At 71.4% G+C, this 16,722-nt stretch carries 14 protein-coding genes and 2 pseudogenes; 8 read left to right on the plus strand and 8 right to left on the minus strand.

Annotated elements, in window-relative coordinates:
- A pseudogene (locus D7Y15_RS44940) lies at positions 1-582 on the plus strand (hypothetical protein); the annotation flags it as partial.
- A gap of 105 nt (positions 583-687) precedes the next feature.
- Here D7Y15_RS44940 and D7Y15_RS36325 read toward each other — a convergent pair.
- From D7Y15_RS36325 to D7Y15_RS36335, 3 genes are read right to left on the minus strand one after another with little or no spacing between them, the layout of a single operon-like run.
- On the minus strand, positions 688-948 hold the full coding sequence (locus D7Y15_RS36325; RefSeq protein WP_121755443.1) for a DUF3006 domain-containing protein: 261 nt from the start codon (positions 946-948) through the stop codon (positions 688-690).
- On the minus strand, positions 945-2,324 hold the full coding sequence (locus D7Y15_RS36330) for a ComEC/Rec2 family competence protein (RefSeq protein ID WP_121755444.1): 1,380 nt from the start codon (positions 2,322-2,324) through the stop codon (positions 945-947). The genes D7Y15_RS36325 and D7Y15_RS36330 overlap by 4 nt, the downstream gene beginning before the upstream one ends.
- Positions 2,321-3,562, minus strand: a complete 1,242-nt coding sequence (locus D7Y15_RS36335; RefSeq protein WP_121755445.1) for a ComEC/Rec2 family competence protein — start codon at positions 3,560-3,562, stop codon at positions 2,321-2,323. Before D7Y15_RS36335 ends, D7Y15_RS36330 begins: the two co-directional genes overlap by 4 nt.
- A 113-nt stretch (positions 3,563-3,675) precedes the next feature.
- On the opposite strand from D7Y15_RS36335, the gene deoC reads away from it, so the two are divergent.
- The 4 genes from deoC to D7Y15_RS36355 all read left to right on the plus strand — a co-directional run bounded on the left by deoC (position 3,676) and on the right by D7Y15_RS36355 (position 7,430).
- Positions 3,676-4,536 carry a deoxyribose-phosphate aldolase gene (gene deoC / locus D7Y15_RS36340; RefSeq protein ID WP_121755446.1) on the plus strand — a complete coding sequence of 287 codons (861 nt, stop codon included), beginning with the start codon at positions 3,676-3,678 and terminating at the stop codon, positions 4,534-4,536.
- A 19-nt stretch (positions 4,537-4,555) separates the two neighbouring features.
- Positions 4,556-4,951, plus strand: a complete 396-nt coding sequence (locus D7Y15_RS36345) for a TraR/DksA family transcriptional regulator (protein ID WP_120566728.1) — start codon at positions 4,556-4,558, stop codon at positions 4,949-4,951.
- Positions 4,952-4,982: 31 nt separating this feature from the next.
- A complete protein-coding gene (locus D7Y15_RS36350; RefSeq protein ID WP_121755447.1) occupies positions 4,983-6,710 on the plus strand; it encodes a phospho-sugar mutase in 1,728 nt (575 codons plus the stop codon).
- A gap of 81 nt (positions 6,711-6,791) precedes the next feature.
- Complete coding sequence (locus tag D7Y15_RS36355; RefSeq protein WP_169821722.1) at positions 6,792-7,430, plus strand: hypothetical protein; 639 nt, start codon at positions 6,792-6,794, stop codon at positions 7,428-7,430.
- Between the two features lie 55 nt (positions 7,431-7,485).
- Here D7Y15_RS36355 and D7Y15_RS36360 read toward each other — a convergent pair whose 3' ends face one another.
- From D7Y15_RS36360 to D7Y15_RS36380, 5 genes are all read right to left on the minus strand, one after another.
- On the minus strand, positions 7,486-8,664 hold the full coding sequence (locus D7Y15_RS36360) for a sensor histidine kinase (protein ID WP_120579942.1): 1,179 nt from the start codon (positions 8,662-8,664) through the stop codon (positions 7,486-7,488).
- A gap of 353 nt (positions 8,665-9,017) precedes the next feature.
- The gene (locus tag D7Y15_RS36365) at positions 9,018-9,947 is read right to left on the minus strand and encodes an ABC transporter permease (protein ID WP_121755449.1); all 930 of its coding nucleotides are present in this window, start codon (positions 9,945-9,947) and stop codon (positions 9,018-9,020) included.
- Positions 9,940-11,073, minus strand: coding sequence for an ABC transporter permease (locus tag D7Y15_RS36370; protein ID WP_120579940.1), 1,134 nt, complete (start codon positions 11,071-11,073; stop codon positions 9,940-9,942). The genes D7Y15_RS36365 and D7Y15_RS36370 overlap by 8 nt, the downstream gene beginning before the upstream one ends.
- Positions 11,066-12,631: an ABC transporter ATP-binding protein gene (locus D7Y15_RS36375; RefSeq protein ID WP_121755450.1), complete on the minus strand. Its 1,566-nt coding sequence runs from the start codon at positions 12,629-12,631 to the stop codon at positions 11,066-11,068. Before D7Y15_RS36375 ends, D7Y15_RS36370 begins: the two co-directional genes overlap by 8 nt.
- Positions 12,632-12,669: 38 nt before the next feature.
- Positions 12,670-13,863 (minus strand): BMP family protein, encoded by a 1,194-nt coding sequence (locus D7Y15_RS36380; protein ID WP_120579951.1) that lies wholly within the window; start codon positions 13,861-13,863, stop codon positions 12,670-12,672.
- Positions 13,864-13,954: 91 nt separating this feature from the next.
- On the opposite strand from D7Y15_RS36380, the gene D7Y15_RS36385 reads away from it, so the two are divergent.
- From D7Y15_RS36385 to D7Y15_RS46080, 3 genes and pseudogenes are all read left to right on the plus strand, one after another.
- Complete coding sequence (locus D7Y15_RS36385) at positions 13,955-15,259, plus strand: thymidine phosphorylase (protein WP_120579938.1); 1,305 nt, start codon at positions 13,955-13,957, stop codon at positions 15,257-15,259.
- 13 nt (positions 15,260-15,272) lie between these two features.
- Complete coding sequence (moeB, locus tag D7Y15_RS36390) at positions 15,273-16,433, plus strand: molybdopterin-synthase adenylyltransferase MoeB (protein WP_120579937.1); 1,161 nt, start codon at positions 15,273-15,275, stop codon at positions 16,431-16,433.
- Positions 16,434-16,536: 103 nt separating this feature from the next.
- Positions 16,537-16,722, plus strand: a pseudogene (locus D7Y15_RS46080) (hypothetical protein); the annotation flags it as partial.

A 16,722-nucleotide genomic window follows, 5' to 3' on the forward strand; every position in this document is an offset into this window, starting at 1 on the left:
CTCTACGGCAACAACCGCGCGGCGCCCGCCCCGGTGCCCACGCCCGCCCCGCGTCGCGCGGTGGCTCCGCCCGTGGAGGATGCCCCCGCGGCGAGCGGAGCGCCCCTCAACGAGCTGTTCTCCGACCTGGACCTGCCCGGCAACCGGGGCGACGGTTCGGACGAAGAGGACCTCGGCCAGGACGAGACGCGCGAAGACCCTCGCAACGACGAGGAGGAGGAAGAGGACGCGCGCCAGGCGCAGGACTCGAAGGCCGCGCGCAAGCGTCCGGTGGTTCCTGCCCGCCGTGGCAGCCCGCTGAAGGTGGTGGCGCTGGTGCTGGTGCTGCTCATCGTCCTGCCGGCGGTGGCGCTGTTCGGCCTGTCCGCGGCGGGCATGCTGCCTCCCGCCCTCGCGGACATGGTCAACAAGGTGACCGGCAAGGCGCCTCCGCCCGCTCCGGCTCCGCGTCAGGCCGCTCCCGCTCCCGGCGCCGCCGAACCCGTGGCGCCTCCTCCGGCCGCCGCCGAACCCTCGGCGCCTTCGCAGGGCGCCCCGGCGGAGGGTGAGGCCACGGCTCCGGCGGAAGGTTCCACGCCGTAGTCCACGTGTGGGGTGGGCCTGCTTCCGCGTGACGCGGTGGGCAGGCCCTCCCGCCACGTCCTGCTCCGGCCGGGTACTCCGGCATGTCGAGCAGGACGCTTCGGCTCAGAGGTCGAAGTCGCCCGCGGGCGGCTTCTTGCCTCGCATCGCCTGTTCCCTCGCGGAGCGGACGTCGGCGCGCAGGGATTCGGTGGCTTCTGCGTCCACCGTCCCCGTCTCCAGGTCCACGACGTCCCCTTCGCGCACGCCGGAGGGCAGGGTGTCCAACGCGCGGGTCACCTGCTGGCCGTCCACCACCAGCACGGCGACGTCGTCCTCGATGCGGTCCACCGTGGCCCTGGACCGGGGCTTCGTCTTCTTCGTCACGGGTCGCAGTCTCCGGCGGGCTTGCGGCCCGACTTCAATGCCGCGTCACGCGTGCTCCACGTGAGCAGGTTCTCATCGTTGATGAGCCTCACGCTCCGGCAGGTGGACTTGTGGAAGATGCGCTTGTTCTTGCTCGCCATGTAGTTGCCCGTCATGGACGTGGACGTGCTGGTGGACGAGCGCACCGCCTTGGGCGGGGCCGTCTCCGTCCGCGTGCCCTTGCGCGCGATGGGCAGGTCATCCACGTCCGTCACGTTGCTGACGCGGGTCTTGTTGTCACGCGGGGTCTCGGCGACACGCGCGGGCTCCGTCCGGATGGCGGGCGGTTCGGTGGGCGTGGGCTTCACCACGGGCGCGGGCTTCGCCGTCCGCACCAGCGCCGGGCGCGGATCCAACCCCGGGAAGACGCGCCGCGTGCCGCCGGGCTCGCCCGGAGTCGGACGCTGGAGCGACAGCTCGAACTGCTTGCCGTCGCTCACCGCGTGCACCTCTCCGTTCACGTCCGTGCGGAAGGCCCGTGCATCCACGCCGCGCAGCCGCGCGAGGAGTTCCTTCACCTTCGGGTTCTTCCCCTGGCTGTCATCCCCGCTGATCACCGCCGCCTGTGGCCGCACCTCCTCCAGGTACGCCTGCGAGTTCGCCCCCTCCACGCCGGGCGAGGCGACCTTCAGCAGCGTGGCGGAGGACAAGAGCCCGCGCTCCAGCAGCCGGGCCTCCGTCTCTCCCCGCGCGCCGCCCGCGAAGACGACCGACGTGTCGGCGTACGTCAGGCGCAGCATGATGGAGTTCGCCGCGTTGCGGCCCTCCGCGTCCGGGGCCTCCTTCAAGAGCGGCTCCGCGGGCGCCCGGGGCCAGAGCACCGTGAGGTTCACCCCGTCCTCCAGCGTCAACCGGACCAGCTCCTTGGGCGCGGACGACGGCGGCGCGGGCGACAGAATCTGGACCCCTCGCGAGCCCACCGCCGTCAGCAGCGCGTCGTAGGCCTTCGACGTGTCCGGCAGCTGGGGTTCCATCAGCCGCCGCGCGCCCACGCGCTTGAGCACCGCCTCCAGCGCGCCGTGGTGCTTCGGGTCTGGCTGGGTGAGGACCACCAGGTCCAGCTCCCGGCGCAGCAGCTCCGGCAGCCGGTTCACCAGGTGCGACTCGGCGGACGCGGGGCCGGAGTCCACCAGCACCGTGTTGCCTCGCGGCGTGACGATGAGCGCGGCATCCCCCGCGCCCACGTCGAAGAAGTACACGTGGAGCTTCCCGTCCGGCGCGCCGCCGAAGTAGCGCGACTTCTCCGGGGGCTTCTGCGCGGGTGGCGCGGACGGCTGCTGCTGACAGGCCAGGGAGGCGAGCAGCAGCCCCACTCCCAGCGCGATGCGGGCCTTCATGGATGACAATCCTCGGCGGGGCGGCGCTCACGCAGGGCGTCGGCGCGGCTGGTGTAGACGGTGCGCTCGTTCTTCGAGCGCTTCAAGGTCTTGCAGTTCTCGCTGTGGAACACCTTGCTGCCCTTGAGCGACACGTAGCGCTCGCCCGTGGCTTCGGACGTGCCCGTGGGCGCAGTGGGATCCACCGGCTTCCGCGTCCGGGACGCGCCGGGCTCCGGTTCCTTCGCCGTGGAGCGGCTGGAGCGGCCGAGGGGCGTGGGTTCGATGGGGCCGAGCGCCACCGGGCTCCCCGCCTGCTGCGTGCCGGACAGGCTGGTGGCCCCGGCGGTGCCCTTCGTCGAGCGCAGCGTCACGGTCGTGCCGTCGCTCACCGCCATCACCTCGCCGTCCTGGTCGGTGCGGAAGGCGCGGGCGCGCACGTCGCTCAGGCGGCCCAGGACCTCCGGGCTCGGGTGGCCGTAGTCGTTGCCCACGCCGCAGGAGATGACCGCCGCCTGCGGCTTCACGCGCTCCAGGAAGGCCGCGGTGGAGGAGTGCTTGCCGCCGTGGTGCGCCACCTTCAGCACCGTGGCGGTGAGGTCCACGGGCTTCTGCAGCAGCACCTCCTCCGTGGGTGGCTCCGAGTCCCCCGTGAAGAGGAACGCCGTCTTCCCATAGGTGAGCTTGGTGACGATGGAGTTCGCGTTCGGGTCCGAGCGCGTGCTCGTGAGGAACGGCTCCTGGGGCACGCGCGGCCAGAGCACGGTGAGCGCCACGCCTTCCCCCAGGCCCACGGTGAGCAGCGTCTGGGGCGAGTTGGGGTTGGGCTCCGGGCTCATCACCTGGCCCACCTCGCGGCCCACGAAGTCCAGCAGGTCTCGGTACGCCTCGCTCGGGTGGTCGAAGCCGGGGTCCATGAAGCGCCTGGCGCCCACCGCCTTCACCGCCGCGCGCAGCCCTCCCAGGTGGTCCAGGTGCGGGTGGGTGAGGATGACCAGGTCCAGCGGGCCCTTCACCAGCTCGCGCAGCCGCGCCGCCAGCCGCGTGCCGGCCTCCGGAGGCCCTCCGTCGATGAGCACCGTCTTGCCCGTGGGCGACACGATGAGCGCCGCGTCCCCCTGGCCCACGTCGAGGAAGTAGACCGAGAGCCGGCCCGGGGCAGGGGAGGGCAGGGCCGCGGAGGCCGGAGCCGCCGCGTGGCCCGGCACCGCCGCGAGGAAGAGGACAAGGAGTGCGAGCAGCCGCGCGAAGACCTTCACGGGATGGAACTCTACAGCCCCGCTCCCCTTCGCGGCACCCCGTGCGTTGACCGGGCGCTCCCACCTCCCGCGAGCGCTTCCCCGAGGGCCGGGAGTGGGCTAAGGGGCGCGGCATGCCGTCCGACGCCGAAGCCTTCTTCACCGTCCTGGAAGAGCTGGTCGACCAGGCCCGTCATCGTCTGCACGCCTGGAAGGCCCAGCAGGAGGCGGTGCCGCCCGCACCCGCCGGCCTCCTGAACCCGGAGCCCCCGCGCCCGCCCGGCGTGAAGACCGCCACCGCGCGCGTGGACCCGGCCACCCTCGTGAAGGCCTCGGACCTGGCCCCGTACATCGACCACACGCTGCTCAAGCCCGAAGCGCGCACCGAGGACGTGGTGCGCGTGGCCGAGGAGGCCCGCCAGTACGGCTTCGCCACCGTTTGCGTGAACAGCTGCCACGTGGCCACCGCCGCGCGCGTGCTGGCCGGTTCGAACTCCGTGCCCATCGCCGTGGTGGGCTTCCCCCTGGGGGCCGCGCTGTCGTCCGCGAAGGCCTTCGAGGCGCGCGAGGCCATCCGCGCGGGCGCGCGTGAAATCGACATGGTGATCAACCTGGGCGCGCTCAAGGCGCACGACTACCAGCGCGTGCACCAGGACATCGCCGCGGTGGTGGAGGCCAGCCACCCCATCCCCGTGAAGGTCATCCTGGAGACGGGCCACCTCACGGACGAGGAGAAGGTCGTCGCGTGCGCGCTGTCCAAGGCCGCGGGCGCCGCGTTCGTGAAGACGTCCACCGGCTTCGGGCCCGGCGGCGCCACGGTGAAGGACATCGAGCTGATGCGCGCGGTGGTGGGCGACGACGTGGGCGTGAAGGCCTCCGGCGGCGTGCGCTCCGCCGAGGACGCCGTGAAGCTCATCCGCGCGGGCGCCAACCGCCTGGGTGCTTCCGCGTCCGTGGCCATCGTCACCGGGCAGATCTCCACCGCGCAGTACTGACCTTGCTGGAGCACGCACCGTGACCCCGAAGCAGCGAGAGGACTTCCTGCAGCAGTTGCTCGCGCTCCACGCGGAGCTGACCGGGAAGACGCCCATGCGCATCGAGCCCAACCGCACCGACGAGGCGCGCGTGGGCGGCGACGAGGACGAGCAGCCCCTCAACGAGATGATGCAGGCCATCGCCTCCAGCCGGAACCGCAACACCGACGGCACGCTGGCGCGCGTGGTGAAGGCCCTGGGCAAGCTGCGCGAGGACCCGGACTCCTTCGGCGAGTGCGAGGAGTGCGGCGACGAGATTCCCATGGGCCGCCTCAAGGCCATGCCCTACGCGGAGTTCTGCGTCGCGTGTCAGAACAACAAGGATGGCCCCAAGGGGCCGGTGCGCCGTAAGCACCTCACCGATTACAAGGGCTGAACGCCCCTCTTCAACCACGAGGCAACGCGCGATGGACACGACCGGACTCAGGGAGCGGGCGGAGGCCTGGCGCAAGGCGGATCCGGATCCGGAGACCCAGGCGGAGCTGGCCAATGTGCTCGCGAAGTCGGACTGGGCGGACCTGGCGGACCGCTTCGCGCAGGACCTGGAGTTCGGCACCGCCGGCCTGCGTGGCGTGCTGGGCGCCGGCCCCAACCGGATGAACCGCGCCGTCGTGCGCCGCACCACCGCGGGCCTGGCGCGCTACCTCAAGGCCACCGTGCCGGACGTCACCACGCGCGGCGTGGTGGTGGGCCGTGACGCTCGCCGCTTGAGCAAGGAGCTGGCGGAGGACACCGCCGCCGTGTTCATCGCGGAGGGCATCCCCGCGCACGTCTTCCCGGAGCCGGTGCCCACGCCCGTCACCGCGTTCGCCGTGCTGCACCTCAACGCCGCCGCCGCGGTGATGGTGACCGCCAGCCACAACCCGCCCGAGTACAACGGCTACAAGGTCTACTGGGGCAACGGCGCGCAAATCGTCCCGCCGCAGGACGTGGGCATCGCGGACGCCATCGCGAAGGTGGAGCCCGCCAATGAAGTCCCCCTGCTCACGCCCGCGGAAGGGCGCGCGAAGGGGCTGTGGCGCGACCTGCCGGAGGACGTGGGCCACGCGTACCTGCGCGCCATCCTGGACCTGCGCCTGTACCGCAAGGGCAGCGACACGCTGTCCATCGTCTACACCGCCATGCACGGCGTGGGCGGCGCGTGGGCGGCACTGGCGCTCAAGGAGGCGGGCTTCCCGCGCGTGACGCCGGTGGCCGAGCAGCAGCAGCCCGACGGCCGCTTCCCCACCGTGCGCTTCCCGAACCCCGAAGAGCCGGGCGCCATGGACCTGTCCATCGCCACCGCGGAGCGCGTGAAGGCGGACGTGGTGCTGGCCAACGACCCGGACGCGGACCGGCTGGCGGTGATGGCGCGGGATGCCTCCGGGAAGCTGCGCCTGCTCACCGGCAACGAGGTGGGCGTGCTCCTGGGCCACTACGTCCTCACGCAGGGGACGAAGCGCGCGCGTCCGCACGTCGTCACCACCATCGTGTCCTCCACGCAGCTGGGCGAAATCGCGCGCGGGCTGGACGCCGCGTACGACGAGGTCCTCACCGGCTTCAAGTGGATCGCCAACCGCGCGCTGGAGCGCACGGCGAAGGAAGGCACGCAGTTCGTCTTCGGCTACGAGGAGGCGCTCGGCTACACCGTGGGCACCGCCACGCGCGACAAGGACGGCGTGGGCGCGGCCCTGGTCGTCGCGGACATGGCCGCGTGGTGCCAGGCGCGCGGCACCACCGTCCTGGGCTACCTGGAGGAGATCCAGCGCCGCTTCGGCCTGCACGTGGGCGCCCAGCGCAACGTGACGCTCCCGGGTGCGGCCGGCGCGCAGACCATCCGCGCCATCATGCAGGCCTTCCGCGCGTCGCCGCCCGCGAACATCGGCGGCACCCCGGTGAGCAGCGTGCGCGACTACGAGAAGGGCGAGGGCGGCCTGCCCCCGTCCAACGTCGTCGCCTTCGTGCTGGAGGGCGGCGGTCGCGTCACCCTGCGCCCCTCCGGCACCGAGCCGAAGATCAAATACTACTTCGAGCACAAGGAGACGCCCGCCCCCGGCGAGCCGCTCCCCCAGGCCCGCCAGCGCGCGGAAGCGAAGCTGTCCGCCCTCATCGACGCCTTCCTGGCGCTGGCGCGTGATCGAGGCCAGCCGGCCTGAGTCCTGAGTCCTGAATCACCCTTCAACTCAACCCACAGGGTCGTGGCTCCCGTGCCGTGGCCCTTTGCTGAAAGGAACCTCGTGAAGCGCTTGATTCCTGGTTTCCTCCTGGCCGTGCTCCTGGCCGTCCCCGGCACCGCGATGGCTCGTGGTCAGGGCTGGTCCCTGCTGGCGGCGGAGACCGTCGGCTCCGGCCGCAACGTGTTCAGCGCGCAGATTGGCTTCCCAGGCCTGTCGCTGGGCCTGCTGCACGGCGGCTCGGACAACGTCGATATCGGCGGCAAGTTCAGCTTCAACTGGGGCCGTGAGGGCCTGGTGGACGCGTCCGACGCGGGCCTCAAGCTCCAGGGCTGGCTGCGCGTGATGATCGCCCGGACGGACAAGGTGGCCTTCGGCATCACCTTCCAGCCGGGTCCGTTCGTCTACTTCCCCCGAGGGAACACGATGTTCGGCATGGCGCTGCCGGTGGCGTTCGTGGTGGGCATCCCGGTGGGCAGCGCGCTGATGATCAACGCCGGCATCGACGTGCCGTTCAACGTCTACTTCGGCGAGGGCATCGGGCCGGTCATCCCCATCCTCTTCGGAGGCGGCCTGGAGTACTACGTGAACAACAACCTCAACGTGAACTTCAACCTGCGGCTGGGGCCCTCCATCGTCCCGCGCTTCGACGACAGCTACTTCACGATGGAAGCGCTGGCGGGCGTGGCCTACCGCTTCTAGCCGGCGTCACGCGGGCGGGGACGTGCTTCCCCGCCCGTGTGGTGGCTTCGAGCGGCTACCAGGACGACGTCTGCTCGGGCAGCTCCACCGTGAAGGTGCTGCCCAGGTTGACGCGGCTCTTCACGGTCAGCTTGCCGCCCATGCTCTCCACCAGGGTGCGCGCCACCGTGAGGCCCAGGCCCACGCTCTTCTCCGGGGCCTTGGTCGTGTAGTACGGCGAGAAGATGGCCTGCATCTCGTCCTCGAAGATGCCGATGCCGGTGTCCTTCACGAAGAGCTGGGGGCCGAACTCGCCGAACATGTCCGGCAGCTCCACGCCCACCTGCACCACGCGCGGCCGGTCCTTCACGTCCTCCACGGCGTCCACCGCGTTGCAGACCAGCTCCGTCACCACCTGCTCCACCTGACGGCGGTTGAACACGACGGCGATGGGGTCCTCCGGCAGCACCGCGCGCACGTCCGCGCGGCCCAGGCGCCCGGCGGCGCGCAGGCGCGACACCACCTCCGGCACCACCTCCCGCAGGTCGAAGCGCTGGATGTCCTTGGGGCCCGAGGGGCCCAGGGACAGCAGGTGCTGGCCGTGCAGGCGCATCTGCTCACCCGCCACGCCCAGCTTGAGCAGCTCCTCCGAGTCCGGCGGCAGCCCCTGGGCGGCGCGGGCGCGCACATGCTCCAGCGCCCGCTGCAGGCCCACGCCCAGCTGGTCCATCTGCGTGGCCAGGTCCGCGGCCAGCGTGCCCACGCGCGCCAGGCGCTCCATCCGCACCCAGCGCGTGCGCGGGTCCTGGAGCACTTCCTGGAGGCCGCCCTGCTCGCGGTGCGCCTTGAGCTCCAGCAGCGTGTGGACGCGCACCTTCAGCTCCAGCGGGTCCAGCGGTTCGGTGGTCAGCAAGTCGTCCACACCTGCCTCCATCACCTCGCGGCGCGTCTGGCGGTCCGCGGAAGGCGTGAGCATGAGGATGGGGAACTGCGGCGGGGAGAGTTCCTCGCGAAGGCGCCGGTACGCGGCCAGGCCCACCGTGCGGGCCCGCTCCACGTCCAGCAGCACCAGGTCCGCGGAGTGGCGCGACACCGCCTCCAGCGCGGCCGTCGTCCCGCGCGCGGGCAGCACGTCGTAGCCCGCCGGAGTCAGGATGGAGCGCACCCGCTCGATTCCGCCGGATTCCACGTCGACCGCGATGACCCGCGGGCGCTGGGGTGACGTCGAGCCTGTTCCCGTCGTCTGCATGTTCATGCCACCCCAGCCTGGAAACCGGACCGGCCAACGCCCGCAGGCGCTGCCCCGAACCCGGGGGACCGCGTCCCGGAAACGCTCAGGCCTGGATCCTGCGCCTGCTCGCTATCCGCTACGCAATCCGACATGGTCGCACTCCCATGCCAGCGGCATGCCGGACGTCCACCCAACGGCAGATCAGCCCACACTGGAAAGACGGAAAAGCGTGATCCAATAAGGTCAGGGGGTTGGCGGCCCGCTGAAGGATGACCTGACGCATCAGGGCAGGTGAGCGCTTCAGATTTGGCAGGTCGAACCTGACCAAAAGTGAATCCCGACCCGGGTCGTGAATTACCCGTTCCCTCTCAAAATGGTCAGCGGGATTCCTGCTCGAACGGGGTGCCCAGCGCGGCGGGGGCGTGGCCCCGCTGGCCCTGGAGCGCGAGGACGAGGAGGGTCAACAGGTAGGGCAGGGCGAGCAGGAAGCCCTGGGGAACCAGGTCGAGGAGCCAGGGAGCGCTGGAGGCCAGTCCGATTCTCAACGCGTTGCCGGCGGCGAAGAAGAGCGCGGCGGCGAAGGCGCCCACCGGCGTCCAGCGGCCGAAGACCATGGCGGCCAGGGCCATGAAGCCCAGGCCGGAGGGCGTGTGCTGTTCGAAGCGGTCCAGGACGGTGGTGGACAGCACCGCGCCGCCCAGGCCCGCCATCATCCCGCCGCCCAGCACCGCGCCCCAGCGCAGGGCGGGCACGGACAGGCCCAGCGTGGCCACCGCGTGCGGCTTGTCGCCCACGGCGCGCAGGCGCAAGCCCAGCGGCGTGCGCGACAGGAGCAGGTGGAAGAGGAAGGGCAGGGTGAGCGCCAGGTACGTGGGGGCCGCGTGGCCGGACAGCGCGCCCAGCAGCGGGACCTGGGACAGGCCCGGGATGTTCCAGCGCGACAGCTGGGTGATGGAGGGCGTGCCGTTGGGGCCGAAGAACGACTCCAGCAGGTAGGTGCCGCCGGCCATGGCCACCAGGTTGAGGGCCATGCCGGAGACGACCTGATCCGACCGCCAGCGGATGCTGAGGAAGCCATGCACCGCGGCGATGCCCGCGCCCGCGGCCATGCCCACCCCCACCGCGAGCGGCGTGGGCATCACGAGCGCCGCCACGGCCGCGCAGAAGGCGCCAGTGCGCATCATGCCCTCGACGCCCACGCTCACCACGCCCGCGCGCTCGGAGAGCATGGCGCCCAGCGCGGCGAACACCAGGGCGGGGGCCGCGTCCAGGGTGGAGAAGAGGAGCGAGTGGAGCACCTCAAACACGGGGCACCTCCACTCCGGCCTGGGCCGGGCCCTGGGCCTGCGCGCGCTTCTGGCGCCGCGCCAGCAGGGCGAGCCACACCATGCGGCCCGCGACGAAGAGCAGCGCGAAGCCCTGGATGAGCTCCGGGAAGCTCTTGTGCACGCCGAGCAGCTGCATGCGCGTGCCGCCCGCGCGCAGCACGCCGAAGACGGCCGCGGACAGCGCCGCGCCCAGCGGGTGGTTGTTGCCGATGAGCGCGATGGCGATGCCGTCGAAGCCGTACGGGGCGCCCAGCGAGCCCGGATAGCGGCCCTCCGTGCCCAGCACCAGCACCGCGCCCGCCAGGCCCGCCAGCGCGCCCGCGAGCGCCATGGCCCCGCCCGCGCGCCACAGCGTGGGGATGCCGGCTGCGCGGGCCGCTTCCGGGGTGAGGCCCACGGCGCGCGTCTCGTAGCCGGAGCGCGAGCGGGTCAGCCACACCCAGACGCCGAACGCAGCGGCGAGCGCCAGCGGAAAGCCCAGGTTGAGGCGCGAGCTGTCCCCCAGCAGCCGGGGCAGCTGCGCGGAGGGGAGGATTTCGGCGGTGCCGGTGATGGACGACGCGCCCTCCGCCACGGCCCGCAGCGGGCCGATGACGAGCCAGTTGTCCACCAGGCTCACCGCCACCCAGTTGAGCATGATGGTGGAGATGACCTCGTGCACGCCGCGCTTGAGCTTCAGCACGCCGGCAATGCTCGCCCACGCCGCGCCCGCCAGCGCCGCCGCGATGAGGGCCAGCGGGACGTGGAGCAGGCCGGGCAGCGACACGTGCGCGCCCACGAGCGCCGCGGCCAGCGCGCCCCAGATCATCTGTCCCTGCGCGCCAATGTTGAACAGGCCCACCTTGAAGGCCACCGCCACGGACAGGCCGGTGAGGGTGAGCAGCGCGGCCTTCATCGCGGCCTCGCCCAGGGGGCGCAGCACGGTGGTGGCACTGCCGCCGTCCAGGAAGGCGGGCCAGTTGCCCACGCCACCCCAGAGCATCTGGAGATAGGCGCGCGTGGCGGTGTCCACGTCGCGCGTGATGGCGATGAGGAACCAGCACACCGCGAGCGCCAGCAGCACGGAGAGCACCGACGGCAGCACCTGCCGCGTCCGCTCACCCATGGCTTCCCTCCGCGCCCAGCATGCGGCGGCCCAGCTCGCGCTCGTCCAGGTCCTTGCGCGGGAAGTGCCCCGTCACGCGGCCTTCGTAGAGGACGTAGACGCGGTCGGACAGGGACAGCACCTCCTCAAGGTCCAGCGACACCATCACCACTCCCGCACCCCGCGCCTTCGCGTCACGAAGGCGTTCATGCACCTGTGCCACCGCGCCGATGTCCAGACCGCGCGTGGGCTGCACGACGACGAGCAGCTTCGGATCCGCGTCCAGCTCGCGCGCCACCACGACCTTCTGCTGATTGCCGCCGGACAGCGCCTGGAGCGCCACCACCGGGTCGTTCGGGCGCACGTCGTAGGCGGTCAGCAGCTGGTTCGTGCGCTCGCGGCGGCCCTTGAAGTCCACCCACGGCCCGCGCGCGAACGGCGGCTGGCGGTGCCGGCCCAGGGCCACGTTCTCCTCCACCGTCATCGCCTTCACCACCGCGCGGGCCAGGCGGTCCTCGGGGACGTGGCCCACGCCGCGCGCCTTCGCCAGCGCCGGGGTCAGCCCCGCCAGTGGACCGCCGAGCAGCATGCCTTCGCCGCCGTCCAGCTTGCGCAGGCCCGTGAGCACCTCCGCCAGCTCGCGCTGTCCGTTGCCGTCGACCCCGGCGATGCCGACGATTTCTCCCGCGCGCACGGTGAGGCTCACGCCCTGGAGCGCCGGACGGCCGTTGTCGCCCGTGGCCCGCAGGTCCTTCGCTTCGAGCATGACCGGGCCCGCCGAATCCGTGAGCGCGTCAGGTTCAACGGGCGCGGGAGGTCGCGCCTCCGCCACCCCCGTCGTTCCGGTGCCCGAAAGGCCGCTGGTCGCGACCGCCGTCGCGGGCACGCCGGTCATGGCGGCACCCTTGGAACCCTCGCCCACCATCAGCGCGGCCAGCGCGGAGACGGTGGTCTCGCTGGCGCGCACCTCCGCCACGGTGCGGCCCCGGCGCATCACCGCCACGCGGTCCGCCACTCCCAGCACTTCCTTCAGCTTGTGGCTGATGAGCACCACCGTGCGGCCCTGCGCCACCAGCCCGCGCATCACCTGCGACAGCTCGTCGGACTCCTGCGGCGTGAGCACGGCGGTGGGCTCGTCCAGGATGAGCACCTGCGCGCCCCGGTGCAGCGCCTTGACGATTTCGACCTTCTGCTGCGAGCCCACCGTGAGCGTGTCCACGCGGGCCCGCGGATCCAACTGGAAGCCGAAGCGCTTCGCCGTGGCCGCCACCTCGTCACAGGCGCGGTCCAGGTCCAGCAGGCCGCGCTTCGTGGGCTCTCGGCCCAGCACCACGTTCTCCGCCACCGTCAGCGTGGGCACGAGCATGAAGTGCTGGTGCACCATGCCGATGCCCTTCGCGATGGCGTCGCGCGGGCTCTTGAAGCGCACCGGCTTGCCGTCCATCAGGAACGTGCCGGCGTCCGGGTGGTAGAGCCCGTACAGCACGTTCATCAGGCTGGACTTGCCCGCGCCGTTCTCGCCCACCACGGCGAGCAGCTCCCCCGGGACGATGTCCAGCGACGCGTCCTCCAGGGACACGCACGACCCGAAGCGCTTCGCGATGTGCTGGAGGGAGATCAGGGCTGCGCGACCTGGAAGGAGGACAGCTCCGCCTGGGTGCCCGGCACGACAATCTTCCCGGCGAGGATCCGCTGCCGCAGCTCCTCCACCTTCTGAAGCGCCTCCGCCTTGCCCGGGAACTCCACGCGCACGTCCGCCATGCCCACGCCGTTCTCCTTGAGGCCCAGCACCTGCTCACCCGCCGTGAGCTTGCCGTCCACCAGCTCCTTCGCCGCCTGGTACACGGCCAGGTCGCTGTGCTTCACCATGGACGTGAGGATGGCGTCCGGCGCCAGGTGCGACTGATCCGAGTCCACGCCGATGGCGAACACCGTCTTGCCCGCCGCGCGCGCCTCCTTCACCGCCTGGATGACGCCCAGGCCGTCCGTGCCCGCCGCGTGGAAGATGACGTCCGCGCCCTTGGCGATGAGGTCCTGCGCCACTTCCTTGCCCGCGGACACGCTGTTGAAGCTGCCCGTGTACACGGCCATCAGCGCGTCCGCCGCCTTCGCGTTCGTGGTGCGCACGCCCGCGCGGTAGCCCACGTCGAAGCGCTTGATGAGGGGCACCTCGATGCCGCCCACGAAGCCCACCTTGTTCGTCTTCGTGACGAGCCCCGCCAGCGCGCCCACCAGGAAGCTGCCCTCCTGCTCCTTGAACAGCACCGTGCGCACGTTGGGCAGCGACTTCGGCTTGCCCTGCGCGTCCATCAGCTGGCTGTCGATGAGCAGGAACTTCGCGTCCGGGTTCTCCGTGGCCACGTCGCGCACCGCGTTGGCCAGCAGGTACCCGTTGCCGATGGTCAGCTTCGCGCCCTGTTCCACGAGCAGCTGGAGGTTGGGGGCGTAGTCCTCCTGCGCCTTGCTCTGGAGCACCAGCGGCTGCACCGGCAGCGCCTTCACTTCCGGTGCGAGCGCCGCGAGGTCGGAGGAGATGGACTGACGCACTTCGCCAGCGGGGGCGTCCACGTACTTGCCGCCCTCGTACTTCTTGCCGGCGGCCCACAGCTCCAGGCCGCGCAGGGACGCGTCGTTGAACGAGTGATCACCCCGGCCGCCCACGTCGATGACGAGCCCTACGACGACGGGCTTTCCCTCGGGGGGCTTCGTGGCGGTGGAAGTCTGGGAGGGGGCCTTGGGGGCGTCCTCGGACTTCTTGGAACAGGCGCACAGGAGCGCGGCCAGGGCGAGCACGTGGAGTCGGCGGAGCATCATGGGGCCCGCTATCTACCAGATGCCGCCGGGGCTTTCCCTTCCCGCGAGGGGTGCATGGGGAGGGGACTTCCTGCTATGGCCTTGCCCCGTGCAACCCTACGAGCTCATCAAGGCCAAGCGCGACGGCGGCAAGCTGGACCCGTCCGACATCCAGGCGTTCATCCAGGCGTACACCGCCGGCACCGTGGCCGACTACCAGATGGCCGCCATGTGCATGGCCATCTTCTTCAAGGGGCTGGACTCCAGGGAGCTGGGGGCGTGGGCCCGCGCCATGCTCCACTCCGGTGAGGTGCTGGACCTCTCCGACACGCCGGCCATCAAGGTGGACAAGCACTCCACGGGTGGCGTGGGCGACAAGGTGTCCCTGAGCCTGGCGCCCCTGGCGGCGGCCTGCGGCGTACCCGTGCCCATGATTTCCGGACGTGGCCTGGGCCACACCGGCGGCACCCTGGACAAGCTGGAGTCCATCCCCGGCTTCAACGTGAACCTGTCCACCGCGGACTACCGCCGGCTGGTGCGCGAGGTGGGGTGCTGCCTCATCGGCCAGACGGCCCAGGTGGCCCCCGCGGACAAGAAGCTCTACGCGCTGCGCGACGTGACGGCGACGGTGGACTGCATCCCGCTCATCGCGTCGTCCATCATGAGCAAGAAGCTGGCGGAGGGCATCGACGCGCTGGTGCTCGACGTGAAGGTGGGCAGCGGCGCCTTCATGAAGACGGCGGACGATGCGCGCGTGCTGGCCCGCACCATGATTGGCCTGGGCGCGGAGATGAACCGCAAGGTCGTGGCCCTGCTCACGGACATGGATCAGCCCCTGGGCCGCCAGGTGGGCAACGCCCTGGAGGTCCGCGAGGCCGTGGACATGCTCCGTGGCGAGGCGCCCGACGACTACACCGAAATCACCTACGCCCTGACGGCGGAGATGCTGGTGCTGGGCAAGAAGGCCGCCACGGTGGAAGAGGCGCGCGGGATGCTGCGCCGCTCCGTGGAGGACGGCAGCGCCATCAAGAAGCTCAAGGAAATCGTCCAGTCGCAGGGCGGTGACCCGCGCTCCATCGACGACTACTCGCTGCTGCCCACGGCGAAGGCCACGACGGACGTGGTGGCGCCGCGCGACGGCTTCGTCACCGGCATCCACACGGAAGGCGTGGGTCTGGCGGCGGTGGCGTTGGGCGCGGGGCGGCAGCGGGTGGACAGCAAGATCGACCCGGCCGTGGGCTTCACGCTGCTCAAGAAGGTGGGCGACACGGTGAAGCAGGGCGAGCCCCTGGTGCAGGTGCACTACAACGACGCCGGTCCGGTGGAGGGCGTGAAGGCGCGGCTGCTCGCGGCCTACCAGTTCGGCGACCGGGCGCCCGCGGCCCGCCCGCTGGTGCTGGAGCGTCTGGAGTAGTTACGCAATCCCCATGGCCTCCACGTTCCGCGACCTGCTGTCGGAAGTGAAGAAGGAGATCCGCGAGGTCTCCCACGAGCACGTCCACCAGCTCCTGGGCTCGGGCGCGAAGGTGAAGCTCGTGGACGTGCGCGAGGCCGACGAATACGCGGGCGGCCGGCTCCCAGGCGCGGTGCACATCCCCCGGGGCTACCTGGAGCTGCGCATCGAGGAGAAGGCGGCCCGCGACGAGGAGCTGGTCCTCTACTGCGCGGGTGGCACCCGGTCCGCGCTCGCGGCCCGCACGCTGCGGGAGATGGGCTACACGCGCGTGTCCTCGCTCGCGGGTGGCTACAACCGCTGGAGCGACGCGGCCCTCCCGGTGGAGAAGCCCGTCGTCCTCTCCGCCGAGCAGAAGGAGCGCTACCGCCGCCACCTCATCCTCCCGGAGGTAGGGGAGGAGGGACAGGCGCGGCTGCTCAAGTCGAAGGTCCTGTTGCTGGGCGCGGGCGGGCTGGGCTCACCGGCGGCGCTGTACCTGGCCGCAGCGGGCGTGGGCACGCTGGGCGTGGTGGACGCGGACGTGGTGGACCTGAGCAACCTCCAGCGTCAGGTGCTGCACACCCTGGAGCGCCGGGGGCAGCCCAAGGTCCAGAGCGCGAAGGCCGCCATCGAGGCGCTCAACCCGGACGTGAAGGTGGTGCCGTTCCAGGAGCGGCTCACCACCGCCAACGTGGAGCGCGTCCTCGCGGACTTCGACCTGGTGCTGGACGGCGGGGACAACTTCCCCACGCGCTACCTGCTCAACGACGCGTGCGTGCTGATGGGCAAGCCCAACATCCACGGCTCCGTGTTCCGCTTCGAGGGGCAGGTGACCACCTTCCTCCCCGGCCAGGGGCCCTGCTACCGTTGCCTCTACCCCGCGCCGCCCCCGCCTGAGCTGGCGCCGTCGTGCGCGGAAGCCGGCGTGCTGGGCGTGCTGCCGGGGCTCATCGGGATGCTCCAGGCCACGGAGGCCCTCAAGCTCCTGCTCGGGGTGGGGGAGTCGCTGGTGGGGCGGCTGCTCACCTTCGACTCGCTGGGCACCCGCTTCCAGGAGCTCAAGTTGCGCCGTGACCCGGAGTGCCCCGTGTGCGCGCCGGGGGCGAAGGTGGAGCTCATCGATTACGAGCAGTTCTGCGCCACGGGGGCCTGAGAGGCGTCTGAGCGCGCCTGAGCCCCTGGGGGGATGCATTTTCAGGAGCAACTGGGTAGACGGGCCCGCGTATGATGCGCCGGCCTGGACCCGGGGGCGGTGGTTGAACGCGACCCGGGTCGGATACGAGAGCGGCAGCGGCAGGGAGACGACGGCGATGTCCGAGCAGAACGAGAACCAGGACTCCAGGGCAGGAGAGGACCGGCGCGATTCGCCCCGTGTCCCCATGCGTCTGAAGGTCCGGCGGGAGGGGGCGGATGCCTTCCTGGACCGCGCAGGGGATCTGTCC

It is taken from the genome of Corallococcus sp. AB030, assembly GCF_003668965.1.
Lineage (GTDB): Bacteria > Myxococcota > Myxococcia > Myxococcales > Myxococcaceae > Corallococcus > Corallococcus exiguus.